18 protein-coding genes are annotated in these 19,430 nt (G+C 67.6%); 12 read left to right on the plus strand and 6 right to left on the minus strand.

All coding sequences use genetic code 11. From position 1 onward, the window contains the following. Positions 1-17: 17 nt before the first annotated feature. From ARTB_RS01745 to ARTB_RS01755, 3 genes are all read left to right on the plus strand, one after another. The gene (locus tag ARTB_RS01745) at positions 18-1,286 is read left to right on the plus strand and encodes a CapA family protein (protein WP_243177344.1); all 1,269 of its coding nucleotides are present in this window, start codon (positions 18-20) and stop codon (positions 1,284-1,286) included. Between the two features lie 11 nt (positions 1,287-1,297). Further along, a complete protein-coding gene (locus tag ARTB_RS01750) occupies positions 1,298-2,173 on the plus strand; it encodes an alpha/beta fold hydrolase (protein ID WP_243177345.1) in 876 nt (291 codons plus the stop codon). A 69-nt stretch (positions 2,174-2,242) separates the two neighbouring features. Continuing rightward, positions 2,243-3,022 (plus strand): alpha/beta fold hydrolase, encoded by a 780-nt coding sequence (locus ARTB_RS01755; protein ID WP_243177346.1) that lies wholly within the window; start codon positions 2,243-2,245, stop codon positions 3,020-3,022. A 34-nt stretch (positions 3,023-3,056) separates the two neighbouring features. Here ARTB_RS01755 and ARTB_RS01760 read toward each other — a convergent pair whose 3' ends face one another. The 3 genes from ARTB_RS01760 to ARTB_RS01770 are packed head-to-tail and all read right to left on the minus strand — an operon-like array spanning position 3,057 to position 5,634. Then, positions 3,057-3,545, minus strand: coding sequence for a GNAT family N-acetyltransferase (locus tag ARTB_RS01760; RefSeq protein ID WP_243177347.1), 489 nt, complete (start codon positions 3,543-3,545; stop codon positions 3,057-3,059). 5 nt (positions 3,546-3,550) lie between these two features. Continuing rightward, positions 3,551-4,348 (minus strand): type 1 glutamine amidotransferase, encoded by a 798-nt coding sequence (locus ARTB_RS01765; protein ID WP_279293846.1) that lies wholly within the window; start codon positions 4,346-4,348, stop codon positions 3,551-3,553. After that, positions 4,345-5,634: a Mur ligase family protein gene (locus tag ARTB_RS01770; protein WP_028277698.1), complete on the minus strand. Its 1,290-nt coding sequence runs from the start codon at positions 5,632-5,634 to the stop codon at positions 4,345-4,347. Before ARTB_RS01770 ends, ARTB_RS01765 begins: the two co-directional genes overlap by 4 nt. Before the next feature lie 102 nt (positions 5,635-5,736). Between ARTB_RS01770 and pdxT the strand changes: the two genes are divergently transcribed. The 9 genes from pdxT to ARTB_RS01815 all read left to right on the plus strand — a co-directional run bounded on the left by pdxT (position 5,737) and on the right by ARTB_RS01815 (position 15,791). Beyond that, complete coding sequence (pdxT, locus tag ARTB_RS01775) at positions 5,737-6,447, plus strand: pyridoxal 5'-phosphate synthase glutaminase subunit PdxT (RefSeq protein ID WP_243177348.1); 711 nt, start codon at positions 5,737-5,739, stop codon at positions 6,445-6,447. A gap of 3 nt (positions 6,448-6,450) precedes the next feature. Then, positions 6,451-7,206 (plus strand): YebC/PmpR family DNA-binding transcriptional regulator, encoded by a 756-nt coding sequence (locus ARTB_RS01780; protein ID WP_243177349.1) that lies wholly within the window; start codon positions 6,451-6,453, stop codon positions 7,204-7,206. Between the two features lie 48 nt (positions 7,207-7,254). Further along, complete coding sequence (ruvC, locus tag ARTB_RS01785) at positions 7,255-7,833, plus strand: crossover junction endodeoxyribonuclease RuvC (protein ID WP_243177350.1); 579 nt, start codon at positions 7,255-7,257, stop codon at positions 7,831-7,833. A gap of 125 nt (positions 7,834-7,958) precedes the next feature. After that, positions 7,959-8,603: a Holliday junction branch migration protein RuvA gene (gene ruvA, locus ARTB_RS01790; protein WP_018773177.1), complete on the plus strand. Its 645-nt coding sequence runs from the start codon at positions 7,959-7,961 to the stop codon at positions 8,601-8,603. Further along, on the plus strand, positions 8,596-9,720 hold the full coding sequence (gene ruvB, locus ARTB_RS01795; RefSeq protein ID WP_243177351.1) for a Holliday junction branch migration DNA helicase RuvB: 1,125 nt from the start codon (positions 8,596-8,598) through the stop codon (positions 9,718-9,720). Before ruvA ends, ruvB begins: the two co-directional genes overlap by 8 nt. A 214-nt stretch (positions 9,721-9,934) precedes the next feature. Then, positions 9,935-10,357 carry a preprotein translocase subunit YajC gene (gene yajC / locus ARTB_RS01800; protein ID WP_028277693.1) on the plus strand — a complete coding sequence of 141 codons (423 nt, stop codon included), beginning with the start codon at positions 9,935-9,937 and terminating at the stop codon, positions 10,355-10,357. 104 nt (positions 10,358-10,461) lie between these two features. After that, positions 10,462-12,237, plus strand: a complete 1,776-nt coding sequence (secD, locus tag ARTB_RS01805) for a protein translocase subunit SecD (protein WP_028277692.1) — start codon at positions 10,462-10,464, stop codon at positions 12,235-12,237. Next, positions 12,238-13,257: a protein translocase subunit SecF gene (gene secF, locus ARTB_RS01810; protein WP_028277691.1), complete on the plus strand. Its 1,020-nt coding sequence runs from the start codon at positions 12,238-12,240 to the stop codon at positions 13,255-13,257. Between the two features lie 215 nt (positions 13,258-13,472). Continuing rightward, on the plus strand, positions 13,473-15,791 hold the full coding sequence (locus ARTB_RS01815; protein ID WP_439954080.1) for a RelA/SpoT family protein: 2,319 nt from the start codon (positions 13,473-13,475) through the stop codon (positions 15,789-15,791). Positions 15,792-15,832: 41 nt separating this feature from the next. On the opposite strand, the gene ARTB_RS01820 is transcribed toward ARTB_RS01815, so the two are convergent. The 3 genes from ARTB_RS01820 to ARTB_RS01830 form a co-directional block, all read right to left on the minus strand. Then, complete coding sequence (locus ARTB_RS01820; RefSeq protein ID WP_243177352.1) at positions 15,833-16,513, minus strand: type IV toxin-antitoxin system AbiEi family antitoxin; 681 nt, start codon at positions 16,511-16,513, stop codon at positions 15,833-15,835. Positions 16,514-16,629: 116 nt separating this feature from the next. Then, complete coding sequence (locus ARTB_RS01825) at positions 16,630-18,327, minus strand: DUF349 domain-containing protein (RefSeq protein ID WP_243177353.1); 1,698 nt, start codon at positions 18,325-18,327, stop codon at positions 16,630-16,632. A 61-nt stretch (positions 18,328-18,388) separates the two neighbouring features. Then, positions 18,389-19,195 carry a peptidylprolyl isomerase gene (locus ARTB_RS01830; RefSeq protein ID WP_243177354.1) on the minus strand — a complete coding sequence of 269 codons (807 nt, stop codon included), beginning with the start codon at positions 19,193-19,195 and terminating at the stop codon, positions 18,389-18,391. Positions 19,196-19,430 lie beyond the last annotated feature (235 nt).

Below are 19,430 nucleotides of genomic sequence, written 5' to 3' on the forward strand. Positions count from 1 at the left end.
ACCATAGGATGAGCGGCATGGAGAACACGACCGCGAGGCCGCGGGGCCGGATCCTGACCGCAGCAATGGCCGTTGTTCTCGGGTCGATGCTGGCATCCTGCGGGCTCCTCGCCGGGCCGGATAACCCCCCGGGTCCCACGGCCGGCGGTACCGGCGGAACATCCGACGTTGCCCAGCCGCCGTCGGGCACCCCGACGCCCACACCGACACCGACACCGACGCCGACGCCCGGGAAGGGTCCAGGCTGTGCGGCCGCCCGGTGCACCTCCGTCCTGGTCACCGGGGACATGCTGGTCCATCCCCAGCTCTGGCAGCAGGCCCGCGAGGACGCCCGTGCGGCCGGCGCCGCGGGGCTGGACTTCGCGCCGTTGCTGGAGGGCCAGCGGCGCTACATCGCGCAGAGCGACGTGGCGATCTGCCACCTGGAGACCCCGGTGGCGGGCCCGGACGGACCCTTCTCCGGGTATCCCTCCTTCAACGTTCCGCCGCAGATCATCACCGCCGTGCGCGGCGTGGGCTATCAGGCCTGCACGACGGCCAGCAATCACACCGTTGACCGCGGCACCGCGGGGCTCATCCGCACCCTGGACGCCCTCGACGCCGCCGGACTCCGGCACACGGGCTCGTACCGGACCGAGGCGGAGTCGCAGGGGATACTGATCCTGCAGACCGCCGCGGCCAGGATCGCCGTCATTGATGCCGCATACGGCCTCAACGGGCTGCGCGCCGAGCAGCCCTGGCAGGTCGACCTGCTCGATCCCGATGCCATGATTTCCAAGGCACGCAAGGCTAGGGCTTTGGGCGCGGACATTGTGCTGGGGGTCATGCACGCCGGGGAGGAGTACTCAGCCGAGCCCAACACCCAGCAGCGCGACGTCGCGCATGCGCTCGTGGACAGCGGCTTGTTCAGCCTGATCTACGGCCACCACAGCCATTCGGTGCTGCCGATCGAGAAGTACAAGGGAACCTGGATTGTGTACGGGCTCGGCAACGGCATCACCGAGCTCTCGCCGTCGTTCGTGGTCAACAACGAGGGCCTGTTGGTCCGGGTGCAGTTCAGCCAGGACGCGGCCGGGTCCTGGGCCGCCTCGGACCTGGCCTGGGCGCCGTCGGTGATGGTCCGCGGACCCTACCGCTGGTGTTCGGTGGCGGCCGACGCGCCGCAGGGCCGTTGCGCCGGAACGGCGGCGGACGCGGCCACGCGCCGGCGCACGACGGCCGTGCTGGAGTCGATGGGCGCCGCGGCGGCGGGCGCCCATGAGCTTATTCTCACCCCGGGGCCCTAAGCTTGGGCGGCATGGAGATGATCAACGAACGGCGGAGCACCGTCGCGTCCAGCGGGGCCGAGCTTGCCGTGTTCGAGTATGGCAGGGAGCCGGGACCCGAAGTGCCGACGCTGCTGCTGGTACACGGCTATCCGGACGATCATCAGGTCTTCCTGCCGGCCATCCGTGATCTGGCCCGAAGCCACCACGTGGTCGCTTACGACACCCGGAACGCGGGCGCGTCCGCCGTCATGGGCCTCCCCGGGGACTTCACCCTGAAGACGCTCGTGGATGACATGTTTGCCGTGCTGGCCGCCGTCGGATCCGTGGATGTCCATCTTGTGGGCCATGACTGGGGCTCGATCCAGGGCTGGGCCGCCGTCCAGGACCCCAGGGCCGCGGGCCTGATCGGCCGGTACACGTCCATCTCGGGCCCGGACCTGCGGCACTTCGCACGCTGGGTGCGGAGCCGGTATGCACGTCCCCGGGCGTGGCCGCAGCTGGCCGGACAATTGGCCCGCAGCTGGTACATCGCCGCCTTCCTTGTGCCGAAGTTGCCGGAGGCCGCCTGGCGCCTCTTCCTCACGAAACGCTATGGGCAGGCGGCCAAGCGCGACGTCGGCGATGATCCCATCCGCGGCCTGGCCCTTTACCGCGCAAATTTCTTCTCGGCGGTGAACTGGCCGGCCGGCGGCCGCGTGACGCTGCCCGTCCAGGTGGTGGTGCCGCTGAGGGATTCCTTCCTGTCGCCGGACCTCGTGGACGGACTGGATTCCTGGGTGGATGTCCTCACGGTGATCCGGGTGGACAGCGGCCACTGGTGGCCGGCATCCCGGCCGGCGGAGTTCGCGGAGCTGCTCCGGCAGCCGCAGCCGCTGCCGACGCCGACGACGCAGATAACACCGTAGGCCGGCGGCATCATGGCCCGGGCAAACCGGCGGGATCGGGAATCCAGGAGCGGGACGTTCAGCAATGGGATGGAATACCTGACGTGGGGCCGGGGCCCGAAGACGCTCTTGTTCGTCCAGGGAGGACCGGGGAGCTTCGTGCCCCAGGGGGTGCTGCGCGGACTGTTCCGGCGGGAGTTTGCCGCCTATCAGGAGGCCGGGTACGCGATCTGGATTGTCACCCGCCGGCGGAACATGCCGGCGTCGCACACCAGCGCCGACATGGCGGACGACTACGCCCGGCTGATCGCCGAGGAGTTCGGCGGCCGGGTCGGCGTGGTGGTGGCCGAGTCATTCGGCGGGATGATCGGGCAGTATCTGGCCGCCCGCCATCCCCAGTCCTTCGGGCACATCGCGATGGTGGTCACGGCGGCCGAACTGAGCGCGTGGGGCAAGGACGTGGACGAGCGGATGGCCGCCGCCGTTGCTGCCGGAGACCCAGGCCGCGCCGGGACGGTCCTGGCCGAGTACCTCTTACCGGGTCCGCGGACCCGGTGGCTGCGGGAACTGCTGGGACCTGTCGTCGGCCGCCGCGTGCTGGACCCCTCCGGATGCCCCGCCGCGGACGTCCTGACGGAGGCGCGGGCCGAGTTCGCATTCGATGCGCGGGCGGTACTGCCGCTCATTCGTCCGCCCGTCCTGCTGCTCTGCGGCGGCCGGGACGCGTTCTTCCCGAGGGCGGTTGCGGAGGAGACCGCGCAATTGATTCCAGACTGCACCCTGATCGTCTACGAGCGATGGGGCCATATCCGGGCAGGATCGAGCAGGCGGGTGCCGCGCGACGTCCTGGCCTTCGTCCGGAGCCGATAAGGGCAGGCGGGGTCCATGGAAAGCTGCCCGGCAGCTACCCGGCGTCCAGGAGCAGGGACATGAAGACGCTGTTGGGGTCGGCTTCGTAGCCGGCAAATGGCGGGCAGTCCGTGAAGCCGTGCCGCTCGTACAGCCGCCGCGCGGGAACGAAGAACTCCTGGCTCCCCGTCTCCAGGAACAAGCGTTCGTAGCCGCTGTGCCGGGCCTCGGCCAGGAGGTGGCGGAGCAGCGCCGACGCAACGCCGCGCCCGCGGGCTGCATTCGCGGTGCGCATCGACTTGATCTCGGCGTCGCCGGGAGCCAGGTGTTTCAGCGCCGCGCAGCCCAGGAGCCGTGAGTCCTGCCGGGCGGTCCAGAAGCTGATGCCGGGTCCGGCCAGCGCGGCGGGATCAAGGGCGTGGACGCTTTCCGGCGGGGAGGTCGCGTACATGTCGGCGAGGTGTTCGCCAAGGAGCTGCAGGACGTCCTCGCGCTCCGGGGTGTCGCGCGCAATCCGGACCGTGCCGCCCTCGGCGCCTGCCACCTGAGTCAGCGTGGCCGGCGGGCGGCGTGTTCCCGCGCCAGCACCGCGTAGGAGTCATCCGGCGTGCCCGGGGTGAAGCTGCCGTATCTACGTTCGACGGCGGTCCGGATCAGGAAATCCGCGAGAGCCGGGTTCTTGGGCAGCAGCGAGCCGTGCAGGTAGCTCGCCACGATGTTGCGGTAGCGGGCTCCCTCCTGGCCATCCGTGCTGTTGTTGCCGGTGCCTTTGGCCGTCGTCCCGAGCGGTTCGACGCCCGGTCCCAGAGTGGTCTGGCCGCTGTGGTTTTCGTAGCCGAGGATGCTGCCGAATTCGGGGGAGGAGACCGCGACGTTGCCGATCAGGCGCTCGTCAGTGCCGTGGGTTTCCACGTCCAGGATGCCGATGCCCGGAAGGACGGACCCGAGCCGGGTCTTGAAGAATTTTCCGAACAGCTGGTACAGCCCGCAGATCACGAGCATCGGGGTGCCGTCGTCGGCCATCTGCTTCAGGGTGGACTCGCGCGAGAGGAGGTCGTCCTGGATGACGAGCTGTCCGCTGTCCTGTCCGCCGCCACCGACGATCAGGTCCACGTCCGCAGGGAACGGGTCACCAACGTTGTACTCGAGCAGTTCCGGCGTGTAGCCGTGCCAGCGCAGGCGCTGCGCGAGGACCAGGGCGTTGCCCCAGTCGCCGTAAATGTTCATGTCCCGCGGGTAGAGCTGCAGGACCCGGATGGTTCCCTTGCTGGGGGCCGCGGAATCTTCGGGCGGAAGTTCGTGCCCAAAGGACAGCTCGTGCGGGGTTTCGGGGGAACCGGGGGTCATGAGACCACCTCCACTGTGGTGATTTTGGACAGCTCGCGGCGGATGGCCAGCATGGCCGTGTAGGTGCAGAAGATCCTCTTCGGCTTGCCTTCGCCGCCGCGGATGAAGGCTGCCAGTGCCGGCGCAATCTCCGTGTCGACGGCGCCGATCGCGACGTCGTCGTACTGCAGCCGCAGCGCCATGTCATACGCGCGCGAGCCCGTGAGCTGGTCCACGCCGCTGTCGCGGAGCGTGTCGAATTCGACGTCCCACAGCCAGGACATGTCCCGGCCGTCTGCGTAGTTGTCGTTGATCGCGATCATCGTGGCGTACCCGGCGGCGGGGAACGACTTGAGGCCGAGCCGGAAACCGCTGGGGTTCTTGACCAGGACCAGTTCCAGCGGCAGGCCATCGACCACGAGGCTTTCGCCGCGGCCGAACGCCGGCGCCACCTTGGACAGCGCCGTGAGCAGGCCGGCCTGGTCGGTCCCGGTGCCGCGGGCGCCGGAGACGCCGCGGGCCAGGGTCAGCGCGGCGGCGGCATTGAAGATGTTGTAGACGCCGCGCAGTTTCATCCCCGTGGTGACCGTCGCGCCGTCGTACTCGAAATCGGCGTCGTCGGCGCCCACGCGGCGCAACACCACGTCGGCGGCGGGCCGGGCGGGGGCGGCCGGCACCGGGCTGCCCGGGGCGGCGCGCATGTCGTCGTCGTTGGGGAAGGTGCTCAGCAGGGAATCGTCGAGGCCGAAGTAGAGCACCTCCGGCCCGTCCAGGGTCTGGGCGATCCGGGCGACGCGCGGGTCTTCCCGGTTCAGGACCACGGTCCCGGTGGTCTTGGACGCGATGTGCTGGAGCAGTTCGGCGGTCTTGTCGATCTCGCCGAACCGGTCCAGCTGGTCGCGGAGGACGTTGAGCAGGAGGCTGTACCGCGGCGGGACCTTGTTGACGAAGTGGACGGCATGCGCCTCATCCAGTTCCAGGACCGCGACGTCGGCATCGAGCCGGCCCCGCCAGTCGACCTCGCCCAGGAGGGCCGCGGCCACGCCCCGGGTGAAGTTGCTGCCGGTGCGGTTGGTGAAGACTTTCAGTCCCTGGCTCTCGAGCAGTTCCACGACCATCTTTGTGGTGGTGGTCTTCCCGTTCGTGCCACTGACGACGGCGACCCCCAGCGGCAGCGTGGACAGCGTCCGCCGCATGAAATCGGGGTCGATTTTTTCGACCACAAGCCCGGGGAGGGCCGAGCCTCCGCCCCTGAGCCGGGAGACCCGGCGGACGAACTTGCCGAGCGGAACGCTGAAGTAAAGCATGCTCTGTAATATATCCCAGCAGCGGCATGGAACCCGGACGCCCGCGGCCGCTGCATGCGTCTTCCATGCGTACCGTGCCGCGCTGAGCATTATGCTGTGGGGATGACCACCCCCTCTATTTCCCTTGAATCCCGCGTGGGAACGGGGCTCCGGATCGGCGTCCTGGCGCTGCAGGGCGATTTCCGGGAGCATCTGCATGCCGTGGAAGCCGCCGGTGCCGCCGGCGTCGGGATCCGGCGTCCCGCCGAACTCGACGGCCTGGACGGGCTCATCATCCCCGGCGGCGAATCGACCACGATCGACAAGCTATCCCGGATCTTCGGGCTCCGGGGTCCGCTGCGCGAACGCATCCAGGCCGGCCTGCCCGTCTACGGCTCGTGCGCCGGGATGATCCTGCTGGCGGACGAGATCGCGGACCCGGCGAAGGACCTCGCCGGAAACCCGCAGCAGACGTTCGGCGGACTCGACATCACCGTGCGCCGCAACGCCTTCGGCCGGCAGCGCGAGTCCTTCGAGACGGACCTGGACTTCAGGGGGCTCGGGTTCAGCGACATCGGCTCCGGCGTGGCTCCCGTCCATGCCGTGTTCATCCGAGGCCCATGGGTGGAGCGCGTGGGTCCAGGGGTGGAGGTCCTGGCGCAGGCGGAACCCGCGGACCCGGAGCATGCCTCGCATGCCGCTGTACTGGACGGGACGGCTAGAATTGTTGCAGTGCGTTCCGGCAAGCTGCTGGCCACCTCCTTCCACCCGGAAGTGACGGGGGAGAAGCGCGTGCATGAACTGTTTATTCGAATGATCAGAGGAGAAGCGTAAAGCATGTCAGGCCACTCCAAATGGGCGACGACCAAGCATAAGAAGGCCATCCTTGACAGCCGCCGGGCCAAGTCGTTCGCCAAGCTGATCAAGAACATCGAAGTCGCCGCGCGCATGGGCGGCCCCGACCTCTCCGGCAACCCCAGCCTGGAACTGGCCGTCACCAAGGCGAAAAAGACGTCGGTGCCCGCTGACAATATCGACCGCGCCATCAAGCGCGGCGCCGGGCTCACCGGCGAGGTCGTCGATTACACCGAAATCATGTACGAGTGCCGCGGCCCGCAGGGTTCCGCGCTGCTGATCGAGTGCCTAACGGACAACAAGAACCGTGCCGCCTCCGAGGTCCGGCTCGCCATCTCCCGCAACGGCGGCACGATCGCCGATCCCGGCTCCGTCAGCTACCTCTTCTCCCGCAAGGGCGTCGTCTCGCTGCCGAAGAACGGCCTGACCGAGGACGACGTCCTGATGGCCGTGCTTGATGCCGGGGCCGAGGAAGTCAAGGACAACGGCGACAGCTTCGAGATCCACTCCGAGCCGACCGACCTCCAGGCCATTCGCGATGCCCTCACGGAAGCCGGAATTGAGTACGACACCGACGAGGCCGAGTTTGTGCCGTCCATGCAGGTGCCGCTGGACCTTGATGCCGCCAAGAAGTTCATGAAGCTGGTGGACGCCCTGGAAGAGCTCGACGACGTCCAGAACGTGTACAGCAACGCCGACCTCAGCGACGAAGTGCAGGCCGCACTGGAAGCCGAGTGACCCGCTCACCCAAACGTGACTTTGGGGCCCGGTCTTGACGGCCCAACCGTGACGCTGCGCGTGTTGGGGGTTGACCCGGGCCTCACCCGTTGCGGGATAGGCGTTGTCGACGTCGAGCGGAACCGGCGGGCCACTTTGGTGGCCTTCGGCGTTGTGGGCACCTCTCCCGAGGAGAGCCTGGACCAGCGGCTGCTGGTCATCGCCACGTCCATCGACGAGTGGCTGGACCGCTACGAACCCCAGGTGCTCGCCGTGGAGCGGGTCTTTTCCCAGCTCAACGTCAGCACGGTCATGGGGGTGGCGCAGGCCTCCGGGGTGGTCATTGCGGCCGCCGCGCGCCGTGGCATCCCGGTGGCGCTGCACACCCCGTCCGAGGTCAAGGCAGCCGTGACGGGAAGCGGGACCTCGAACAAGGATGCGGTCACCAAGCTGGTGACCAAGATCCTCCGGCTGAACGCGCCTCCGCGCCCGGCCGACGCCGCCGACGCCCTTGCGTTGGCCATCACCCACGCTTGGCGGGCCGGCAGCGGGGCCGCCGTAGCCACGACTGGGCCGGGCAGCCAGTCCCTCACTCCGGCGCAGCGGGCGTGGGCGGACGCGGAGGCAAAAGCGCGCCGTGCGCGCTGAATGTCCGGCTGTGACGCAGCGGGGCTTGGTAGGGTATTCGTAGATATGTTCGGATAGTCGGCGTGCCCGGCTGTACGTTCTTTCATCACCCAGTTGTAGACGCCAGTTAGACCAGGAGCCCGGCCTTGATCAGTTTTCTTCGCGGAACCGTTGCGCATGTTGGCCTGTCCTCCGCCGTGATCGACCTCAACGGCGCCGGCATGAGCGTCAACGCCACACCCCAGACCCTCAGCGGCCTTCGGGTGGGTGAGGAGGGAAAGCTGTTCACGTCCCTGATCGTGCGGGAAGACTCGCTGACCCTGTTCGGCTTCGCCAGCGATGACGAACGCGAGGTGTTTGATGTGCTCCTCAGCGTCAGCGGCGTCGGTCCCCGCCTCGCCCTGGCGGTGCTGGCCGTCCACGAGCCCGAAGCCATCCGGGTGGCCGCCCACTCCGGCGACGGCAAGGCCTTCACGAAGGTCCCCGGCATCGGACCGAAGGTGGCTGGCCGGATCGTGCTCGAACTCGCCGGCAAGCTTGTGCCGCACGGCACCGCCGGCGCGCCTGTCGCGGCCGTGTCCGCGGAATCCGTCTGGAAGCCGCAGGTGGTGGCCGCGATGACCAGCCTGGGCTGGTCCGAAAAGGATGCCACGGCCAGCATCGACAAGTCCCTGGCCGATTCCCCGGACCTCGCGGCGAACGGCAATGTAGCGGAGATTCTCCGCGCGACGCTGCGCTGGCTGGGCCAGGACGGCGCCCGCGCCGGGAACCGGGTAGGCGCGCGTGGCTGAGCCGTCGATCGTCGCCGGGGGAGAGGAACCGGAGGAGCGGGTCATCGAAGCCGCCCTGCGGCCCAAGAACCTGCACGACTTCGTGGGCCAGCACCGGGTCCGCAAGCAGCTCTCCCTCGTGTTGGAGGCCTCGCGCATGCGTGGGCGCAGCGCGGACCACGTGCTGCTCTCGGGCCCTCCCGGCCTGGGCAAGACCACGCTGTCCATGATCATCGCCGCCGAAATGAACGTCCCGCTGCGGATCAGCAGCGGCCCGGCCATCCAGCACGCGGGCGACCTTGCGGCCATCCTGTCCTCGCTCTCGGAGGGCGAGGTCCTGTTCCTGGATGAAATCCACCGCATGTCCCGGCCGGCCGAGGAAATGCTGTACATGGCGATGGAAGATTTCCGCGTCGATATCGTCGTCGGCAAGGGCGCCGGCGCCACGGCCATTCCGCTGGAGCTGCCGCCCTTCACCCTGGTCGGCGCCACCACGCGGGCCGGCCTCCTTCCCGGCCCGCTGCGGGACCGGTTCGGTTTCACCGGCCACCTCGAGTTTTACTCCGTTGAGGAGCTGGAACTGGTCCTGCGCCGCTCCGCCGGCCTGCTGGACCTGAAGGTCAACTCCGCCGGGTTCAGCGAGATTGCCGGCCGGTCCCGGGGCACGCCACGCATCGCCAACCGGCTCCTGCGCCGCGTCCGGGACTGGGCGCTCGTGCATGGCATCGAGCAAATCGACTCGCGGGCGGCCTCCGCGGCCCTGGACATGTACGAGGTGGACAAGCGGGGCCTGGACCGGCTGGACCGTTCCGTTCTCGAGGCCCTCATCACCAAGTTCGGCGGCGGGCCGGTAGGCCTGTCCACGCTCGCGATCGCCGTCGGCGAGGAAACGGAGACCGTGGAAACGGTCGCCGAGCCCTATCTGGTGCGTGAAGGACTCCTGGGCCGGACGCCGCGCGGCCGGATAGCCCTGGCGCCGGCATGGACACACCTGGGCTTCGCCATTCCGGCCGGTGCCTTCGGCCAGGACCCGCTGGAACTGTTCCAGGCCGACGAGCTGGGCGAGAGCCCGATCGGCGGGTCCGGCGGGGATCCCGGCGAAGAAACCGATCCTCAGTGGATACGAAACAGCCGCTAGCACCGTTCTTTCAGCTTTTCCCTTTAGACTGGTATGACGCTCGGCACGTCCGGGTTTTGTTTCCGTGGGCGGAGAGCAGGTAGCCGCCGGCGGTCTGGGGGACGGTCTCGCTGCCAGTTTGCTGCGCAGACCCCTGCCCGCGCCGTCAGGAACAAACGGACGTTGCTGAAAAACAGCTATGCAAGTAAAGAACGGAACTTTCCCCTTGGATCTAATGACAATTCTCCTGTTCGTGATGCTTGGCGTGTTCGTCTTCATGATGTTCCGCCGCAACAAGAAAACGCAGCAGCAGCAGGCGCAGCTCCAGTCGAAGTTCGGCCCCGGCGTCGAGGTCATGACGAGCTTCGGGTTGTTTGGCCGGATCATCGACATCGATGAGGCCGAGAACAAGGTCACGCTGGAGCTCTCCCCGGGGAACACCGCCACCGTGCACCGCCAGGCCGTCACCAAAATTGTGGAGCCGGTTGTCGCCGCCGAGGAGCCCACGGTCGTTCCCGACGACGCGTCCTCGCTGACCACCGAGAAGCTGGGTGCTGAGGGGACCGACGCCAGCGCCCCCGTCCACGATGCGCCGCGCACCGAAACGCCCGAGGAAACCCTGCGCCGCCTCAACGATGAAGGCAAAAAAGACAGCTAGTCTGCCTACCTGAGCTATCCCGCGAAGCAACGGTTGCGGGTATCCGTCGGCGGGGCCCAGAGCCCGCGCCGGCGGATCCGCCGTAAATAATAGAAAGATCGACAATGGCACGAACTGGCCCCAAAAACTCAGCCATCAGGATGCTGGTCTGGCTTGGCGTAATCATCGCCGCCATGACGGCTGTACTGGCGGGCGGCACGATGGCCGGCCAGGCGGGCTGGGCTCCAAAGCTCGCACTGGACCTTGAAGGTGGCACCCAGATGATCCTGGCGCCCAAGGTTGAGGGCGGTTCGGGTATCACCGAAGACCAGCTCAACCAGGCCGTGGCGATCATTCGCCAGCGCGTGGACGGCTCGGGCGTCGCGGAAGCGGAAATTAGCACGCAGTCCGGCCGCAACGTCGTCGTCAGCCTCCCAGGAACCCCTGCCAAGGAAACCCGTGCGCTGATCCAGGCTTCCGCCGACATGAACTTCCGCCCGGTCATCCAGACCGGCCCCGGCGCAGCAGTCCCCGCCGCCTCCAGGACCCCGGATGCCCAGCTGCCGAAGCCGACAGCCGCGCCCGCCAACAGCAGCGACGAGAACTGGATTACCCCCGAGGTCTACAAGCAGTTTGAGGCCCTCGACTGCGACAACCCCTCCCAGGACAAGCAGCAGCGCTCCGACCCGACCAAGCCGCTGGTGACCTGCGAGCCGGCCTCGGCCAACTCGCCGGCCATCAAGTACATCCTCGGTCCGGTGGAGGTGAAGGGCTCGAACATCAAGTCCTCCTCCTTCCAGCTGCAGCGCGGCGCACAGGGTGCCGTGACCAATGAATGGGCCGTCAACATCCAGTTCGATGACGCGGGCACCACCAAGTTCAAGGAAATCACCGAGCGCCTGTACCAGTTCTACGCCGCCGGCGGCGGCCAGACCGGCTCGGATCCGAAATCCCAGTTCGCGATCGTCCTGGACGACCAGGTCATCTCCGCCCCGCGCTCCCTCGCCGTCATCACCGACGGCCGGCCGCAGATCACCGGTGGATTCACCGAGGAGTCGGCCAAGGCCCTCTCCGACCAGCTCCGTTTCGGTGCCCTGCCGATCAGCTTCGAAATCCAGAGCGAACAGCAGATCTCGGCAACCCTCGGCGGTGAGCAGCTTCGCATGGGTATGCTCGCCGGCGTGATCGGCCTCCTGTTGGTGTTTGTCTACTCGCTGTTCCAGTACCGGGCCCTTGGCCTCGTGACCGTGGCCTCCCTCGTGATCGCCGGGGTGCTGACGTTCCTGGCCATCGCCATCCTCGGCTGGACCGAAAACTACCGGCTTTCGCTCGCCGGCGTCGCGGGCCTGATCGTGGCCATCGGCCAGACAGCCGACTCGTTCATCGTCTACTTCGAACGCATCCGCGATGAGCTCCGCGAAGGCCGCGGCCTGGTCTCGGCCGTCGAAAACGGCTGGAAGCGGGCCAAGCGCACCATTCTCGCGTCCAAGGCCGTGAACCTTCTCGCGGCCGTCGTGCTGTTCTTCGTGGCAGTGGGCAACGTCCGCGGCTTCGCGTTCACCCTCGGCCTCACCGCGATCGCCGACCTCATTGTCGTCTTCATGTTCACCCACCCCACCCTGCAGCTGCTGGCCCGCACCAAGTTCTTCGGCGAAGGCCACCGGTTCTCGGGCCTGGACCCGAAGCGCCTCGGCGCCGTCCCGCTGTACCGCGGTGCCGGCCGGGTCCGTACCCCGGAGGACAAGCCCGTGGCAGTGGTGCGCGCGAAGAACACCGGCGCCGCCGCCGAGGCAGAACGCCGGATGACCATTGCAGAACGCCGCCTCGCCGAAAAGCAGGATCAGGCACAACAGGCACAGCTCGCCGGTACCTCCAAGAGCGCGTCCAAGGAGGGCAAGTAAATGGTCAACTTCTCAACATTCGGCAATGAGCTGTACACGGGCAAGCGCTCGTACGACTTCGTCGGCTACAGGAAGCTGTGGTTCCTGATCGCCGGGATCGCCGTCGCCCTCTCCATCCTGATCCCGGTCGCCAAGGGTGGGTTCAACCTCGGCATCGAGTTCCGCGGCGGCTCCGAGTTCACGGTCTCCAACGTCAAGACCACCGAGGCCTCCCTCGGCGAGAAGGCCGTCAAGGACGTCGTGGCGGGGTCCGTGCCGCGCGTGGCTAACGTCGCCGGCACCACCATGCGCATCCAGACGGACAAGCTCTCCGACGACGAGACGCTGCAGATCAAGGAAGGCCTCACCAAGGCCTACGGCGTGACGGATAACGAAGTTACCTCGACCTTCGTCGGCCCCACCTGGGGTGCGGACGTCACGAAGCAGGCGCTGATGGGCCTGGCAATCTTTGTGGGCCTGGCCGCCGTCCTGATGGCGCTCTACTTCCGGACCTGGAAGATGTCGCTCTCGGCACTTGTCGGCATGGCCGTCACGATGTTCGTGACCGCCGGTGTTTACGGCCTCAGCGACTTCGAAGTGACGCCGTCGGCCATCATCGGCTTCCTCACGGTGCTCAGCTACTCGCTGTACGACACCGTGGTGGTGTTCGACAAGATCCGGGAGAACACCTCCGACATGCAGGCCTCCACCCGGCGGACCTTCGCAGAAGAGGTCAACCTCGCCATCAACCAGACCCTGGTCCGGTCCATTAACACCATGGTGGTGGCCATCCTGCCGGTCGGCGCGATCCTCTTCATCGGTGCCGGGCTGCTCGGTGCCGGAACCCTGCGGGACCTGTCCCTGGCGCTGTTCGTGGGCATCCTGGTGGGTACTGCCGCCACGATCTTCATCGCGGCTCCGCTGTACGCCGCGCTGCGGCAGGGCGAACCCGACCTGGTCAAGCAGGCCAAACGGGTGGAACAGAGGCGTGTTGACGCGGCAGCCAAAGCCGAGTCCCCGGCTTCGCCCGCCACCGCCTGAACCGTCCCACGCGGCCACAAATGGGCCGGAGACCGTCGTTTTCGACGGCCTCCGGCCCGTCGCCGTATCCCCGCCGGTTATCGAAGTATCCTGCTGCGGGAATACACTTGAATAATTAACCGGTCGCGAGAGGTGCTCCATTGGAAGAACGTTCGACGCCGGTGCCGGAGGCACCTGCGGACAAGGGCCAAGGCCAGGGTTCACAGACTGGCCTGGTGGTTCCCGGACGCCCCGATGTTCCCGTGCCGGTGGACAACTCCGGTGCCCGGCCCACTTTTCCCGGCCGGCGCGAGCGCACGAGGTCCCGCCTTGCCCGGCTGACGGGCCGTGGTACTCCGGCCTACTCGCCGATTTTGGAGCCGTTGCTGCGCACTGTGCGCGCCAACAACCCCAAAGAGGATTTCGATCTCATCCAGCGCGCCTTCGTGGTCGCCGAGCGCTGCCACCGGGGCCAGAAGCGCAAGAGCGGCGACCCGTACATCACCCACCCCGTCGCAGTGGCCACCATCCTCGCCGAACTCGGCCTCAGCGGCACCACGCTGGCCGCGGCCCTGCTGCATGACACCGTCGAAGACACGTCCTACACCCTCGCCGACCTGAAGACCGAGTTCGGTCCGGAAGTGGCCATGCTGGTGGACGGCGTCACGAAGCTGGACAAGGTCAGCTTCGGCGAGGCGGCCCAGTCCGAGACCGTGCGCAAAATGGTCGTCGCCATGGCCAAGGACATCCGCGTCCTGATGATCAAACTCGCCGACCGGCTCCACAATGCCCGCACGTGGCGTTTTGTCTCGGCTGAGTCCTCGGCCCGCAAGGCCCGGGAAACGCTGGAAATCTTCGCGCCGCTGGCCCACCGGCTTGGCATGAACACGATCAAGTGGGAGCTGGAGGACCTGTCCTTCGCTGCCCTCTATCCGAAGGTGTACGAGGAAATCGTGCGCATGGTGGGGGACCGGACCCCGGAACGCGAAAAGAACCTGGGGGTCATCCGCAACCAGATCACCGAGGACCTCAGGGCCGCGAAGATCAAGGCCACGATCACCGGGCGGCCAAAGCACTACTACTCGATTTATCAGAAGATGATCGTCCGCGACAAAGACTTCGACGACATCAACGACCTCATGGGCGTGCGCGTTCTGGTCGATTCTGTCCGGGACTGTTACGCGGCCCTGGGCGCGATGCACTCGCGCTGGAACCCCCTGCCCGGGCGGTTCAAGGACTACATCGCGATGCCCAAGTTCAACATGTACCAGTCGCTGCACACCACGGTGATCGGTCCCGGCGGCAAGCCGGTCGAAATCCAGATCCGCACCCACGAGATGCACCGCCGGGCCGAGTACGGCGTCGCCGCGCACTGGAAGTACAAGGACCAGCCGAACCGGACGGCGGCCGGCCCCGGCAGCCCGCGCGACGGCGACATGGGCTGGCTGCGTTCCCTCGTGGACTGGCAGCAGGAAACGTCGGACCCCGGCGAATTCCTCGACTCCCTCCGCTTTGAAATCAACGCCCGGGAAGTGTTCGTCTTCACCCCCAAGGGCGAGGTCATGGCCCTCCCCGCCGGGTCCACACCCGTCGACTTCGCGTACGCCGTGCACACCGAGGTGGGCCACCGGACTATCGGCGCACGCGTCAACGGCAAGCTCGTTCCGCTCAACAGCGAACTGAACCACGGCGACTGGGTCGAGATCTTCACCTCGAAGGCCGAAGGAGCCGGCCCCAGCCAGGACTGGCAGCACTTCGTCAAGAGTGCCCGGGCCCGGAACAAGATCAGGCAATGGTTCAGCAAGGAACGCCGCGAGGAAGCGATTGACCGCGGCAAGGACCTGCTGACCAAAGCGATGCGGAAGCAAAACCTCCCGCTGCAGCGGCTCATGACCCACGACGCCCTCGCGGCGATCGCCGAGGACTTCAAATACGCTGACATCTCCGGGCTCTACGCTGGCGTGGGCGACGGCCACACCTCCGCCCAGTCCGTGATGGAACGCCTGGTGGAGAGCCTGGGCGGGAACGAGCACCCGGACGATGCCCTCACCGAGGTCTCCATCCCCACCCAGGTCAGCAAGGCCCGGTTCTCCGATTCCGGCGTCGTTGTCCGCGGCGTGGACGACGTCTGGGTCAAGCTCGCCCGGTGCTGCACGCCGGTCCCGCCGGATCCGATCCTGGGCTTCGTCACGCGTGGCTCCGGGGTCTCCGTGCACCGGACCGACTGCACCAACGTGAGCGGCCTGATGGACCAGCCGGACAGGATCGTGGAGGTGGACTGGGCCCCCACACAGTCCAGCGTGTTCCTGGTGGAAATCCAGGTCGAGGCGCTGGACCGCAAATCGTTGCTCTCCGACGTCACCCGGGTGCTCTCGGAAAACCACGTCAACATCCTGGCGGCGAGCGTGCACACGTCCACTGACCGGGTGGCAATCTCCAAGTTTGCCTTCGAGATGGGCGACCCGAAGTACCTCAGCCACGTGCTCAGCGCGGTCCGCAGGATCGACGGCGTCTTCGACGTGTACCGCACCACCGGAAACCGCCGCCGTAGCTGACCCGGCAGTTCAGGCCGCGGTCCACCGCTTACTGCCCGGGATCAATCTGGCGCCGCCGGCTCTGCCGTGAGGGCGGCGAGCTTCGCCAGGGCCGCCCGCTTATGCGGAACGCGCGGACTCGCCTCCACGGCGAGCCTGAGCAGCCGCAGGCGGACGCCCAGCCCGGGACGAGCCAACAGCGCCCTGAGGGCCGGCACGGCCCGCTCCACGTCCACGTGCATCGCGACGTCCACGGCCGTGCGCAGCGGGCTGGACACCATCAGGCCTCCCATGCTCACGACGTCGAACGGCCCCAGGCGAACTTCGTGGAAGGTGCAGCCGCGCACGGACCGCAGACTGGAGATCCGCCGGTTGGCGTCAACCAGCAGCGCCAGGCGGTCCGGCTCCGTGGCACACCCATAGATCCATGCCGCGGTCATCCGGCCCGCCACGACCCGCTGCCGGATCGCCGGGGCCAACACCAGGGACGCGGCCCGCGCGCGAAGCTGCGGACTGGCGTGGGACCCGGGCGGCAGGTAGCCGCGCTGATACAGCTGCGTCAGCACGCCGTCGGCGGCCATGGCCTGCAGCTCCGGCCAGGAGAACAGCGCGCCGGGGGAGTAGAGCTCGCAGTGTTCCGGCCCCGCACCTGGACTTGGAGTCCCCGGCACCGGAGGTCCCGGCACCAGGGCGTGCCGGCCCGGAACCGGCGGAGCGGTGGGAGCGCGGGGCATGATTACCATTCCGCCATCGTTCCCGGTTCCCCGGACATAGAACAGGCCCCGTGCCGGTCATGTGGATAACCGAAACGGGGCCTGGACTGACCTGCTGGTGTACTTCGTACGGAGGTGCCGCGTGCCTAGGAGAGTTCGCTCGCTGAGCGCTCGAGCTGCTCCAGCCAGGCCTGGCGTGCCTCGAGGGCTTCCCGGGCGGCCTTGATCTTGCGCTCGTCGCCGGCCTTCTCCGCCTTGGCCAGATCTTCCTTGAGGCCGGCAATGGCGGCCTCGAGCTGGGTGAGGGCGCTGTTGGTGCGCGCCTTCGTCTCCGGGTTGGAGCGCTTCCAGTTTTCGTCCTCGGCGTGGCGGACAGCGTCCTCCACCTTCCGCAGACCGGCTTCGATGCGGCCCATGTCGGCACGCGGCACCTTGCCGGCTTCTTCCCAGCGGTCCCGGATGGACTGCAGTGCCTTCTTGGCTGCCGCGAGATCCTTGATCGGCAGGAGCTCGTTGGCTTCCACCAGGAGCGCTTCCTTTACCACCAGGTTCGCACCGTATTCCTGGTCGATCTCGTCGTTGGCTGCCTGGCGGTTGGTGAAGAAGACGTCCTGTGCGGCGCGGAAGCGGGCCCACAGCGCGTCGTCGTCCTTGCGGCTGGCGCGGGGAGAGGCTTTCCACTCATCCATCAGGCGGCGGTATTCGCCGGCGGCAAAACCCCAGTCGGTCGAGGACGAAAGGGCCTCGGCCTCGGTGATGAGCTTCTCCTTTGCGGCCTTGGCCGCCGAATTGTTGCTGTCCAGCTGGGAGAAGTACGCGCGGCGGTGCCGGTCAAACACCGTGCGGGCGGCGCGGAACCGCTTCCACAGTGCGTCCTCATTGCTGCGGCCGAGCCGGACGCCGCTCTTCTGGGCGGTCTTCCAGCTCTCGAAGAGTTCGTTCATCCGCGCGCTGGAGGTCTTCCACTGGATCTGCGCGGGATCGTGGCCGGCAATTTCCTCGGCCTCGGCCACGATCGCCTCGCGGGCGGCAAGCTCAGCGGCGCGGACAGCGTCGTGCTCGGCCTTCTCAGCCTTTTCCAGCTCGCCGATCTGTGTCACCAGAGCGTCCAGCCGGGCCTCGGCGGAGCGGATGTCGCCCACCATGTTCCGCTCGGCGAGCTGCTCGCGCAGGTGCGTGACGGTCTTCTGCATGTCCGCGGTGGGCGCCTTGGAACTCACCCGCTGTTCCAGCAGGACGATCTGGGCCACGACGTCCTCGAACTTCCGGGCGAAGTAGCCCAGGGCCTCGTCCTCGCTGACCCCCGGGTACTGGCCTACGGGGTATTCCGTGCCGTCAACGGTCAGGAAGACGTGGCCGTCGCCTTCAACACGGCCCCAGCGGGCCGCTTCGGCCAGTGAGGCTGCGGAGGACACGGCCGCCGGGGCCGGAGCCGGTGCGGCCGCAGACGGCTTGGCCTTCGGCCGGCCGGCAAATGCTGCCGGGCTCGGTGCAGGACGCGCGGCCGGCGCGGGACCCGGCGTCGGAACCGGGGCGGCGGTGGCTTCGGCTTGGTCAACAGGCTCGGCCGTCTCCGCCGGCTCGGCGGGTTCTGCCGGAACGGCCGTCGCCGCCGGCTCGGCGGGTTCTGCCGGAACGGCGGGCACAGTGGGCTCGGATGCCTCGGTAAGTTCCTCGCCGGCTGCGGCGGGTTCCTCGCCGGCCGCGGCTGGTGCCTCGGGTGCCGCAGTCTCGCCGTCGGAGTCTACGGCAGCGCCTGCACTCTCGGCGGGGGTTGCCTCGGTTTCGGTTTCGTTGGCAGCTGCTGTTGCCAATGTTTCGTCGGATTTCTGACTGTCTGTCACCGCTAGAAGTCTTTCGCTTGGAGGGAAATACCGGGACCAGGGCCTTGAGGGCCGCGGCTGGTTACTTCAGTGAGAACGAGTCTATCGTGACTGGTTCCACAGGTGCGCCGTCGGTGGCGTTGTCGCCGGGCTTCAGTCCGGCGGCGGCAATACCGCCCACCACGTCGAGTCCAGAGGTCACCTTGCCCACCACCGTATAGCCCCCGGCGGCATCCGCTGGAATGACGGTGTCCTTGTACACAATGAAGAATTGGGTGCCGTTGCCGTTGGCGTTCCCGCCGGTCCGGGCCACTGCGATGGTTCCGGCGGGATACTTGTTGTCCTGCGGGGTGTTTTCCAGCGGGCCCCAGGTGTAGCCCGGGTCGCTGCTGCCGTCGCCGGCCTTGGAACCGCACTGGAGGACGCCGAAGTTCTCGGCCGTGGTCAGCCGGTGGCAGCTGACGCCGTCGTAGAACTTTTGGTCAGCAAGGGATTTGAAGACCGCCGCGGCCTGGGGGGCCTTCGTGCCGTCGAGTTCGACGCCGAGCGTGCCGCGGTTCAGCTTGAGCTCGCCCGTGAACGTCTTGCCCGCGGCGGTCTCCGGCTTGGGGATGTTCGCGCCGTTCGTCGGGGCCGCTGTGGGTGAGGCGGATGCCGACGGGCTGTTGAGTCCCTCCTGCGCGGCCGCGAATTCCTCTTCGGTCGGGTTTGAGGCGAAGGCGGTCAGCTGAAGCACCAAAGCCAGGCCAATTGCTGCCGTGCCGGCGCTGATGGCGAAGACGTTGTCGCGCTTGCGGCGCTTGTCCTGGTCCCGGCGCAGGCCGCGCCTGGCCTCCATCTGCTGGACGCGCCGCTTCGCCTCGCGTGCGCTGCGTGAACTGGCCGCCAAAGGTCCTCCTGGTTGTATGGCCGCCACCATGACGGGGCCGTAGGCGCCGTCGCGGTAGCAGCAGCAAGCTGCCGGCAGTCCCGCCGGGTCCGGCTCCGTTGGAAGAAGCAGGCGCCGAACGCATAAACTGACTGCCGCACACAGTTTATGCACGACTGGCCGGTCTGCCGCTTATCTTCGTTACGTTTCGATAGAGAGAATGCCGCCTGACGCCCGCGCCCGAAGATACTGCAGT

This window comes from Arthrobacter humicola (genome assembly GCF_022803015.1).
In the GTDB taxonomy this organism is placed as follows: domain Bacteria; phylum Actinomycetota; class Actinomycetes; order Actinomycetales; family Micrococcaceae; genus Arthrobacter; species Arthrobacter humicola_A.